Below are 12,510 nucleotides of genomic sequence, written 5' to 3'. Positions count from 1 at the left end.
GTGTCCAATTTCACTATTGAAATGCTGCCTGCACGTCATGGCGACGCCCTTTGGATAGAGTATGGCCCGGACGACGCGCGGTTCCGTGTCATGATCGACGCCGGGCCCATAGAGGCCTTTGCGGATATCCAGGAAAAGCTCGATTCTGTCCCCGCAGATGACCGAGACCTCGAACTCCTAGTAGTCACGCATGTCGACACAGATCACATCGAAGGCATTATTCGCATGTTGGCTCCCAAGCGAGCGAAGTGGAAAGTGCTGCCGCAGGAGATTTGGTTCAATGGCTATCAGCACATGCGCCCCGGCCGGGACCTGGGTGGAAAGCAGGGAGAATTCTTAAGTGCGCTGATTCACAACCGAGCCAACGACCTCTGGAACAAGTCCTTTGATGGCGAGGCCGTCAAGGTCGGTGCGGACGACGAAGCGCCCCTGCCTTCCGTCACCCTGCCCGGGGGCATGAAAATTACCATTCTTTCCCCGGATACTGACAAGCTTGAAAAGATGGCAAATCAGTGGGATGACGACATCAAAAAGTGGGCTACCGAACCTGGCGACCTGGAGGCCGCATGGGACTACTTAGCCAAGAAATCGCAATACCTTCCTGATGAGGGGCTGTTGTTGGGGCCCCAAGACATCACCGAGAAGCTGGCCAGCCAACTGAAGGGCGCGGATTCCTCGGACGCCAATGGCAGTAGTATCGCCTTCCTGGCCGAATATGCGGGCAAGAGCTGCCTCTTCTTGGCGGACGCGCACATGGACCGGATCTGTGCGTCCATTCGCAAGCTGCTCCCCGCGGGGAAGAAAACCCTTAGGGTCGATGCAGTGAAGGTTTCCCACCACGGAAGCGACGGAAATATCACTCAGGAATTCATGCAACTCGTGGATGCTCGGCATTATCTGTTTAGTACCAACGGCGCCAAATATAAGCATCCCGATGCCGCCGCGGTCGAAGCAGTCATCATGGGAGCGCGCGTGAATCGCAAGCCCGTCCTCTGGTTCAACTACAGCACCAAGTTTAACGACATGTATCTGCAGGACGGACGGCATGGCAAGCGATTTCAGACCCGCTATCCCAAGGACGGGGGGAGCGGCATCAAGATCGATCTTTAGCTAGCTCGAGCGGCGCGCCGCTACCGATCCTCTACGGACACCCGCCGTTCGTAGGTTCGACACCCCCACAGCCAAACAGCAATCGCCCCCTACCCCAATGGCTTTCTGCACCGGCGATAGGGGGGCGCCACTCTTGCAGTGCATGCGTCCTTGAATCGACAAACGAATCAACGCACGCGAAATTTGGGAGCCGCGCTCTCCAGAACAGGGTCCTTTGAAACCTCGCCTGAATGCAGCCGCATCGGTAAGGAAACTTATCGACTTGATTTACATTTATTAAAACTGTTTACTATATGAAATAGTGGAGACAATTTTCAATCGGCTGGGAGACTATCAGGAAAATCTCGCCGACTCAGGAAAAGCTTCAAACAAGACCGTTCCTAGTGAGGACAGCATGGCAGCACAGTGTTCAATTGGCTCAACAACTGAAACCATTGGGAGTGGGGAGGCAGTCTGATGGCGAGGTTGTCGAAGCTCTCCATTAGACAACGCATCCGAGCACTCGGCCGAGCCGCCGAGAAATGCGGATGCGACGCCCCGACCCTCGTGGGCACCGTGCTTCGTCTCTGGTGTAAAACCGCTTACCCAGCCCTGCCGAAGCCGTCTCTACCATATTCCAAGACCCTTGCCGGCGAACCGCAAGTAACGGCATACGTGACGATGCTGTGCGGCCTAGATTTTCTCGAGGCGACATATTGGTTGAGTTCCGCCTACGCCATGCTGGCCGATGAGGGCTATCGGAAAAGGCTCGCGATGTTCTTCACGCCGCCGTCGCTTACTGAAGGACTGCTTGATGACCTAACGAAACAGGGTGCCGACTTTTCCCGTGAGTCCTTCATGGACCCTGCCTGCGGCGGCGCCGCCTTCTTGGCCCCCATTGCGCAACGCATGCGGGCGCTGCTACGGGCTAAGGGAAGTCCGACGCTAAGGATCCTCCAGCACATTGAGACGCATCTTTACGGTTATGACCTGGATAAGACGCTCTGCGCGCTGTCCAAGCATTTCCTGTGCATGGCTCTTCACGAGGAGATCCAGGATACCGGTTACGTCCCATCATTCAACGTGCAAGTGGCTGACTCACTGGCTAGGTCGACGGCGCGCTTCGGTACGGTCGACGTTGTGGTATGCAATCCGCCATACCGCAAGATGACTTCTCAAGAACTGGAGCCGCTGCGCGCAAGATATGCCGACGTCATCGAGGCTCAGCCGAATCTCTACTGCCTATTCATCTGCCTCTGCGTTCGCCTTCTTCGAGAGGGCGGGCGGGCCGCATTGGTCACCCCGACCAGCTTTCTGTCTGGGCAGCACTTCGGACGACTACGCCAATTCCTCATCCGCCACACCGACATTGAGCATATTGGCATGGTCAGCGATCGTCAGGGTGTGTTCATCGACGTCGAACAAGAGACCGCTTTGACGGTGTTGCGTCGCCGCGCCGAAGAGGAGCGCACACAACTAAGAGCGAACGTCTCGGTCGTTTCGGGCTCGGGCGAATACGCGCCTGTAGGTGAATGCACCCTGCCAAATGCAGGGGCCGTGTGGCCCATTCCGCGCTCTATCGGCGATGTGGCCTTACTCAAGACAGCCACCCACTCGCCGTTCCGGCTGTCCGACTACGGTTACCGAGTTCGTATTGGATCGTACGTCTGGAACCGCGATAAACGACCTAAGTTCGATTCTCTTCAGGATGCACGAAGGGCAAAAGCACGCACCGCAATGCCACTAATGTGGTCACGAGACATTACTCCAGGCGGCATCGTTAGACTAGAAGCCACGTCCTCCTTTGCCGGTGAGCACCGTTTTGTCGACCTCGGCGACAGAAAGCACACGTCTGTGATTGTGTCGCCATGCGTGGTCATGCAGCGAGTGACGTCCAACGACCAGCCTCGGCGGTTGGTCGTTGCTGCTGTCTCTCCGGGCGTCTTTGAGACGTATGGCGGCTTCATTGGCGAGAATCACGTCGTCATTATCGAAGCAACTGCGGTCACGCCGGCGCTCTCCCCAACGAAGCTGGCAAAGTTGCTGGGCGCACATGTGATCGAACGCTACTTCCGATGTATATCGGGTGCCACAAACGTCTCAGCATTCGAACTCAATCAACTCGCGCTACCCGATCCGAAAACTCTTCGAGCGGGAATCGCCGACGGCAAATCCATGGACGAAGCGGCGCGCCACGCATTTGGGCTCACTTTCAAGGAGTGAACAGGCAAGGCAAGCAACTGTTCGGACTATCCAATGTCTCAATTTAAATCACTGGCAGACCGCCTGGCGGACCAAGCAAAGGCGCGTGGAAACCATGCTGAACGGGCCCGCAAATACACCGCCAAGCCCATAGGAGGAACGTCGTCGTCGGCCAAGCCTCGCGCTGCACCGCGTCCTGCCCCCAGCCAACCGGAGTCGGTACGCGTACATCGGCCATGGGCCCAGGTCCGCTCTGGTAGTTCCGCCCTAACCTACCAATCGCGGGCGGCCAACGAGACAGTAGCCACCCAACCGTGGGCCAAAGAGCTTGTGAATACGGTGCTCGAGGCGGCCGAACTGGGGGGAACAACGTTGTGCCTAATTTGGCCGGCGAAGATCACGGCGCTGCCCTTATTGCATGCAATGGCCAATATCGAGCGTGTTTTCGCCAAGGACCTTCGAGGCCTTCGCACCCTGCTCTATCCCGGCACCCATGCCTGCCGCTCCCCCCTGCATAGCATACTCGCCAACCGCGAAGCGTTGAGCGCGTTTTATCGGACGCTGTGGGTGCAGCAGGCGAACGTTACTGAGCCGCAGACGTACACATCATCGCCAGCGTTTCTGGCTGCCTTGTGGGCGTTGAACGATTTGACTCAGTACACGCCGGAAGCCCCCAACCCGTCGCTCGCGGAGCTTGTCCCAACTTTTGTGTTTGATCCTACGAAGAGAGACTGGGTCACAACGACATCCAACCCACTTGAGCGCACGCTTGCGAAGGTCGAGCGCCAGGCGCTTCGGCGCGATCTGCGCCAGAGGGTTGCCCTCGAGTGGAGTATCCCCGACAAAGCGCCCGGGGCACTCATGGTCCTGCATCACACCGCTAAGAAGGAATCATGGCGGACAGCCTTGTCTGCCCCGGCATTGAAGGGGAAAGGAAATCCGGAGGTCTTTCTGCTGGATGCAACTGATGACGCTCGGCGTACGAACCACACCGCTGTCAAGAAGATCCCTGATTTCCTGTCATTTGCGCGAGCGCATGGTTTCTCCGATACGGGTGCCGTTATCGTCACCAACGATCCAAAGAGCTTTTTTGTTCTGCGAGCGAAATTGTACGAATCTGGAACCAAGTTCACGACGAGAGTATGGGCCGCAGAAGCGGATGAAGTTCTGTTCTCAGCACATCCTGTCGCCGACGACTGGCACCCCGCTCAACGGAGTAATTCGAACTTCAGCGTAAGCATCGTCGATCGGGATGCATCCCAAGTCGCTCTGGCTTTCCAGCGCCTCGCTGCGGCAGTGGGTAACGAGGAAAGTCCAGCGCACCAAGCGCTACTCGATGCCTGTATGTATGTCCTCAGGCTGTCCAATATGCCAGCAGGTTACACAGATCTCACCGCCGCGTCCGCGGAGACCGAAGGCAACGACTACGACAGTCATCGAAACGCCTGGACTCCAATAGGGATCAAGATCAACGCAGCACTGGCCTCGGGAGCATTGAACCAAGTGCGCGACGATGTCGCACGGTCCGTCGCGCGCGCGGAACAGTTGATCGACGACTGGAACGAGGCCACCCCGATGGCGGCTCGCATGTTGGCCGAGGTGCGTAAACACGCCATTGCAGGCCGGAAGGGAATCTCCCTAGTGATGCCGAGCAACCGTTATGTGCTCCTCGCGCATCGATTCCTGAAGAGAAAGCTGGGAACAATCTGGGCCGATACAGAAGGCCGCATTGAGTGGCATACGCTCTCGGCCGTGGGCAAAACACTTTCCGGTGATCAGAATGGCAAGCATTTCACCTTTGTGGGCGTCAATTCGGATGTGCTGCGAATTTTGATGACACACCCCGAGGTCCCACACGGTACCTCTGTAATGGTCGCCTACCGCCAAGCTGATTCCACGCTGAAGACGCTTACGAGCATGAAAGATGTGGACGAATTTAAACCCTACCGCGGACGAATCGGCCTTCTAGCGCTGGAGTTAGAACGGCGACTTGCGGAAATTCCGAATCCGCTCATCATCAACAAGCTGCGCGAAATGCCTCTGACGTTCAAGTTTGAAGATAGCGGCCAGAGTGGCGAACATGTCTACCACAAGTTTGATCTGGAAGGTGGTGCCCGGGTATTTGCTTCTGGTTGGGTCTATCGTCACGCGCCTGATGAAGATCCTCCATTTCGTCGCGCGGCCGCTAGCTCAATTCAGCCCGGCGACTTTATCTTCGACATGAGCGACACACTGCGCGCCAAACTGGAGTCAGCGCTGCAGCTTAATGGCGTAGGCGTCAGTTCAGTTGTAGATCCGGTCCGCACGTTGCTCAAGCTGTACCACGACGACGTACAACGCCGTTGCGCGCTCATGTTCAAGTCTACGAAACGATCGGCTTTGGCACGCGAGATTCACGCCAGGATGCTCGAGCTTTCCCCTGCTGCGGCGGACTGCCGGCCTGGTCGTGTTTACTACTGGTTGGCGCTGACCAAGGAAGACAAACGACCCCATGCCTCTAAGGATGCCAAGTACTTCAAGATCTTTTGCCAGGCATTGGGTATCAGCGACGAAGAGGCCGAGCAACACTGGGCTTTCGTGCGCAATGCACGACGATTGAACCAATATCTGGGGCGAGAGTTGGTTGCTCGATATGCCGAAATCCTGTTTCAGCCCGAGAGCGCCATGACCTATCGAAAGGTGCATGAAGATGTCATCCGGGAGCTTCAGCAGGACGCATTGCGTTGCGTCTATCGCGTCGAACACGTTGTACCCCCCTCAGGTCGAGTAACCCCAGGCAACTAAGGAGAGACAAGTGCCCATCCTCAGTGAGAATCCGCGTGACATTCATCCTGCATACAAGGAGGCGGTGGTAGATAGCCTGCTAAACGGTTTGTCGGCACGGTTGGCGGGTCGGGGAGAGTTCTACCAAGTCGTCTATGGGGCTAAGCCGAGTGCGACACTGATGTCGGAGTTCATCGTTCCGATGCCTCCTGAAGAACGCGACGGCGACGAGGAGGCAGATCCCATCCGAATCAGTGCTCACGGCATGGATTTTCAGATCAACTCGACAGCTGCAGGTACGAAATTGTCGGCTTCCCTGACCGGTGCCGTATACGTCCGGATTCTGCCCACAGAAGATGAGGTGAAAGCTGGCGGAAGACTGGAAGCCACTTTCCCCTTGACCCGTCAGGCTCGGTCCGAAATTCGGGGCAAGGTCAAGGATGCGTTGACGAAGCTCATGGCCGAGTTGCCTGGAGGCAAGAAACACCCCGAGTGGGGAGCGAAAAGCTACGACGTCCGCAAAGGAATCTATGAATCGATGGGGCTGCTTTTCGACAACCGTTTGGATCGTACACCGGCAGAGGAAGAAGCAAATGTAGATGGTGAGGAAAGCGAGAGCTCCAGCGGCATAGAAGATGGTGAGGCGATACCAGTGCAGGAGGTCGCTGTGGGAGTGGCCACACCAGACGGCTTGGCTGAAGACATCCCGCCCCCAGCAAAGTGGCTTCGGCTCGAACTCACCATGCCTGCCTTCGAGTTCACACCGGCTACCGCCGAAGCCGATGCCAAGTTGGCTACCTATTCGCTGAACGAAGCCATCGCCACGCAACTGGCGGACTGGGCTGCCAGTTCGAATACGGAAAGCGGCGGGAAACTGTGGGGATACAAGCGCACACGCGTATTGCCATCTGACGTGCGCAACTGGAATCACTACTTGGAACGGGTGCGTGCCTCGACGCTTCCTATTGTTCTGCCCAAGTTTGATTTGCGTTGGGTCATTCAGGTGACGCCTGATCCGGTAGATGCGGATCGCATGACGGTCCATGTGGCGATAGAGAACTGGAGCGATCCGCCAACGAAGACCAATTTTAAAGAGGTGGAGGCCACACTCTTTCAGGTCTCAGTAACCGTAGGAGTGCCGGCGGCCGAACACAAGTTCCTGCGTCTAGACCGCGTGAAGCCATCCTACCGGTATAACCAGTATCTCAAATACCCGGCACTCGGATTTAATGGGGGCGTCACCCTCTCTGTCAACGGTGAACAACATCTACTGACGACCACCTGGACGCCGCGGTACACGTTGCCCCGCGCTATCCCGACCGACGGCGCCGTGGAACGCAATATCGAGCGACTCTCTCAACCCGATTACCTGGCCGGGCTAAGACCGCTTATCGCGGACTACGAGGCATGGCTGACCAAGGCCGAAGCGCATCCTGTGGATCGGGGACTCGACGGCCCAAATGCGATTGAACATCTCGCTGCCGAAAGGGAAAAGCTGCACGTGGACCTCGCAGCATGGCGACGCGAGCTAGGAGCTATTCGTTGCGGTCTGGACATCCTTGAGAAGTCACACGCGCATTGGAGCGGGCCAGGAGTCCAAAAGTCGCCACTCGGCATCCCTTTCGAAGCTTGGCTTTCTATGAACACCGCCATGTCCAAGGTAGCCAAGTCGAAGGGTTACAGCGAATGGAGGCTATTCCAGCTCGCGTTCATTTTGGCGTCGATTCCAGCATTCGCAACACGAATTCCTGAGTTTCACGACTTCTACACACCCGAGGTCGCGATGCACGCCGAAGCCGTGACTCTGCTGTACTTCTCCACAGGTGGCGGCAAGTCCGAGGCGTTCCTGGGTCTGCTTGCGTTCGTACTCTTTCTCGATCGCCTCAGAGGAAAACATAGAGGCGTGTCGGCCCTGATGCGGTATCCCCTACGGCTACTCACGCTGCAGCAAGCGCGCCGCACCTTTGCGACGATGGGTGCGGCTGAGGAGGTACGGTACACACGCGGTCACCCTGGTGACGCCTTCTCACTAGGGTTCTGGGTAGGAGGCAGCAACACGCCGAACTGGCATTCCGAGGACGGTTACACCGACGTGCCCGGTGACAATGAAGTGCCACTTAGCGCGGAACTCAAGCACAGGGAAGTTCAGCCCTACAAGAGTGCGCGTGAGCGCTGGCTGAAGTTGTCAGCGTGCCCATTCTGTGCCAGTAAGGACGGCAGCTTGCTTGCGCTACGTCGGCAATCAGGCACCGGAGCCAACGCGTTAGGACACTACTGCACCACCCCCGCGGCCAAGTGTTCTTGGAACGCGAGATTCGACAGACCGACACCACTGCCTTTCTACATCGTGGATGAAGATATCTACGACTTGGCCCCCTCGGTTTTGCTGGGTACGGTAGATAAGCTTGCGGCCATCGGACAGTCGCAGGGGACCATCCGCAAGTTCTTCGGCATGTTCGGATTCGCCCCCTTAGTCGAGGCCGATAGTGGGCGCCTGTACATACCAATGGGGCCCAGAGAATGGGACGGTCATCCCGGCACAGACACTCGCGCGCTTTTCCCCTCGTTCGCGGACGGAGAAAAGAGATTCTTCGACCCTTTTCCTGCTCTGCTAATTCAGGATGAGGCCCATCTTCTGGACGAGTCGTTGGGGACGTTTTCAAGCCTGTTCGAGTCTGCGTTGGAGGCCGCGTTCGACCAGCTTTCGCTGCTGCTAAAGGGTCACCTCGCGTATGAACCTGAATCTAGTGTTCGTCGAAAAATCAAGGTCATCGCAGCATCGGCCACGGTTAGTGAGCCACAGCGCCAGATGCGGAACCTATACCAGCGCGACAATACGATCCAGTTCCCTTGTCCAGGGTTGACTCTTTACGACTCGTTCTATGCGACGCCTCTTCAACCTGATGCCTCGCCAGACGACGCCGAACGCTCAGCTATCGCGCCTGACGACGTAGAAACTCGCAGCCATTGGGGACGGCTCTACGTGTCCGTTCTGACCAACGGACATCGCCACACGGTGGCAATGGCTTCAGTGCTCGGGCACTACCACCTAATGCTTACTGGCCTCTATGAGAGGTTGCGTAGCATGGATCCGACCAAGCAGGCCGCGGCTCGTAGTGAGTTGATTCGATGGGTTTCCTCCGGCCCCCTGCAACCGCAATTCACACGACTCCTAACGAGCGCGGACGTAGCAACGCTGTTGACATTGGTTGACTTACACCGAATTGCGCTGACCTATGTCACCAATAAAAAGGGAGGTGATCAGGTCATCGATACAGAAAAAGTCCAGTTCGAGAAGCTTCACAAGATAGAGGGTTACGCGGACCAGACTTTGAGCTCGGAATTGATATCAGGAGCGGTATCCGCCGCCGACATCCAGGACATCGTCCGACGGGCCGAGACTCGCGTCGACGTCAACAAGCCTTTCCCCGAACTGAACAATACGCTTCGTTCCGTCATTGCCACCTCCGCCATTTCGCACGGCGTCGACGTTGAAGAGTTCAATGCGATGTTCTTCGCAGGCATACCTTCTGACATTGCAGAGTACATCCAGGCTTCGTCACGCGTAGGCCGAACACATGTTGGATTTTCGCTGCTGGTGCCCGTGCCGCAGCGATATCGTGACCGATTCGTTCTCGAAATTCATGACATCTTCCATCGGTTCCTGGAGAGGATGATCCTGCCCGCAGCCGTTGATCGCTGGGCTGAGAAGGCGTTGGTGCGGGTGATGCCGAGCTTCTTCCAAGAATATGTCTGTGGCTTGAACGCCATTGAGAGTCTTTGCGCATTGGATGAGGACAAGAAGCGCTACAGCCCGACGTTTTCCAAAGCACCCGATGTGCGCGACTTCCTGGCCGTGCCAGCCAATATGAAGGCGACTGAGTCGTTTATGGAAAAGGCTCTCGGTCTTTCCTTTTCACCCTCCCCTGAAGGGAAACAATACTACCGCTCGCTGCTTAAAGATCAACTGACCCACTACCAACAGGACTTACACGTAGATCGATTGGTGAATGGCACTCGATTGGTTCAGTTCTTTGCGGCGCGAAACAGCTTACTCCGTCCGATGACATCGTTACGCGATGTGGACCAACCGGGGCTTATTCACGAGTCAGCCATTGATGCGTCTTCCAAGCGCGTGACTGAAGGAATGACGGCTCGAGCAATGACCTTCATTCGGCGAGGTTCAGGCGCCGACATCGATTCGACAGATAGCGCTACTGAAGCACGGAGCTGAAGGAAGAACAAGATGGCAAAAGCAAAGACAATGAACCGCTCGCGAAACCAGCTAGCGACGGCCTACGCGCCGGAGAGCTTCTTCACGTTTGAAGGTGGCATGGGGGCATGCATCGCACGCTCGGCCGTGGGCGAGCCCATCCAGCTGTCGGATTCGACTATGAATCTGATCTTTGAGCGAATGAACGAGCTTGGACGAGCCTGGTTCAGCACCGCATCGTCCGCGCGCGACGGTGACCCGACAAAACCGCGAATTTTGCCGGCACAGTGTGTCGACCAAGTACTGCTGGACCCAACAAGGACGCAGTTTCAGCTGCCAGGTCAAGATCGCTTCTACCTGTGCCGGCCCTCAAATATGGCGTACACGCCGGCGCCGTTGACGTTCGTCTGCCGCACTTGCGGGATGTTCCAGGACTATGAGAGTCTCGCAGACCTGGACAAGAAACTCGATCACCTCACGCCCGACTATTGTCCCAATCCCAAAAAAAGCGGTCAATGCGACTGGGAACAGCTCGATGTCATCTTTGTGCATTGGTCCGGGCACTGGGAGGCGGCCTTTCCGGGCCAGTGGCATTGGAGCGACCGCGACGCCAGGGTCGTCAAGCGCCGTGACAACTGCGTTTGCGGGAGCTACCAATTCAAGCTAAACCGGCGCTCTGCTGGCATCGGTGACTGGTTCTTTGAATGCGCTGCATGCGAAAAGCCGCTCTCCCCGAAGTGGCTTCAGAACGATCGCGATACGCTGCGAATTCTCGGACCTGCAATGGGACCGGAACGACTGACCGAGGTGCGGATGCAAGCGACCCCATACCGCGCGTCGAGTGCGTACTACGTCAAGTCGGACCTGTTCATCGACTTTAAGGATGGCAGTCAGCAACTACTAACCCGACTGCGGCCAGGGCGAGAGGCCGAGCTTATGGACTTCGTAGCCAAACAGTATGGTTTTTCCGCCCAGCCCATTACCGATGAGGACGTCCGAAAAGCTTGCGAGGGCAAGCCGGAGTGCTCGAAGGACTTGGCGGATTACCTAGCAGCTGTCGAGAAAATCGGGACGGTGGAAAAAGACCTTGAGACGTACCCTGAACCTGCCCGCAGCACGATTAAAGGCTTCTTGGACATTGCCTACACTACCCGCCAACGCATCATTGATGACCTGCGTCAACGACAGATCTTGCTGCCAAAGGTTGATTTTCCTTTGGCTGTTGTCTCAAATCTTCAACACAGGCAAACGACCTTTGCCTCCAAGTTCGATCCTTTCCGGTTGGCTATAGAGCACGCGGCGCTCAAGAGCACACGACTTGACGTGGAGACACGGACTAACGGCAAGAGGCCGTATGTGTCCTTCACTCGGTTGGACGAGGACCTGGCGCCGGAAGACAAGGACCAAACAGATCACGTCCAGAGCACGACGCGTGCACTGCTTGATAGGCTCGGCCTGGAGGACATGGGCCTCATCCGAGAATTCGACCTGTGTCGCTTCAGCTTTGGTTACTCACGTATGGAGTCGACTCCGATTCTCCGAGACAAGCGGGGTATGGACATGCCTGTGCGGCTGAACCTGTTCCCCCCAGTAAAGCAGAACGACTCTACCCGGTATCCAGTCTACGTCCTGCAGCAGGGCAATGAGGCATTGTATGTGCGGCTCAACGAAAAACTCGTTCTCGAATGGCTAACCAGCCTAAATTGCCCAGACATGTTCTCGCTAAACGCGGGAGAGCGGATTGGAGCAGGCCTCCTGGGGGTAGCGCAACCAATGGCGCCCTTCCTGGACAATTTGCCAGAAACCACGACTCCGCCAGTTTATTTTTACCTGTACACCCTACTTCATAGCTACTCTCACCTGCTGATGAAGCATATTTCTGAGTACTCCGGCCTAGACCTTGGATCACTCGGCGAGTACATTTTTCCCACAGATTTGGCCTTCGTCGTCTATCGCAATGGGACTACCATGGACCTTGGTAACCTGTCCGCGCTATGGCGCAATGCGGGTCCGGCGATGCTGACAGCGATGCTCGGCTCCAAAGCAACGCAATGCGGTACGGGCTCACTTTGCACGAATCGCGGTGGCGCCTGCCCCGACTGCGTGATGATGCCGGAGACAAGCTGCATTGCTGGAAATAAGCTCCTATCACGGTCGGTCCTGCGCTCTATCGGAGGGCGACCTCGTCTCGATAAGCGGAGCATGCCGATTTCCGGCTATTTGGATATGGTCAAGCCATAGTC

Annotated in this window: 5 protein-coding genes; all 5 read left to right on the top strand. The window is 56.7% G+C overall.

The genetic code is table 11. From position 1 onward, the window contains the following. The 5 genes from BRO63_RS10425 to BRO63_RS10405 all read left to right on the top strand — a co-directional run bounded on the left by BRO63_RS10425 (window position 1) and on the right by BRO63_RS10405 (window position 12,508). Window positions 1–1,110 (top strand): ComEC/Rec2 family competence protein, encoded by a 1,110-nt coding sequence (locus BRO63_RS10425; protein ID WP_088139723.1) that lies wholly within the window; start codon window positions 1–3, stop codon window positions 1,108–1,110. Between the two features lie 699 nt (window positions 1,111–1,809). Continuing rightward, the gene (locus tag BRO63_RS10420) at window positions 1,810–3,312 is read left to right on the top strand and encodes an HsdM family class I SAM-dependent methyltransferase (protein ID WP_256943276.1); all 1,503 of its coding nucleotides are present in this window, start codon (window positions 1,810–1,812) and stop codon (window positions 3,310–3,312) included. Window positions 3,313–3,345: 33 nt separating this feature from the next. Beyond that, window positions 3,346–6,075, top strand: coding sequence for a hypothetical protein (locus BRO63_RS10415; protein WP_088139721.1), 2,730 nt, complete (start codon window positions 3,346–3,348; stop codon window positions 6,073–6,075). A gap of 10 nt (window positions 6,076–6,085) precedes the next feature. After that, window positions 6,086–10,288: a DEAD/DEAH box helicase gene (locus BRO63_RS10410; RefSeq protein ID WP_088139720.1), complete on the top strand. Its 4,203-nt coding sequence runs from the start codon at window positions 6,086–6,088 to the stop codon at window positions 10,286–10,288. Between the two features lie 12 nt (window positions 10,289–10,300). Next, a complete protein-coding gene (locus BRO63_RS10405; protein WP_088139719.1) occupies window positions 10,301–12,508 on the top strand; it encodes a hypothetical protein in 2,208 nt (735 codons plus the stop codon). The last annotated feature ends 2 nt before the right edge of the window (window positions 12,509–12,510 follow it).

This window comes from Achromobacter xylosoxidans (assembly GCF_002192695.1).
Lineage (GTDB): Bacteria > Pseudomonadota > Gammaproteobacteria > Burkholderiales > Burkholderiaceae_B > Achromobacter > Achromobacter xylosoxidans_C.
This window is presented reverse-complemented; position numbering and strand designations above follow the sequence as displayed.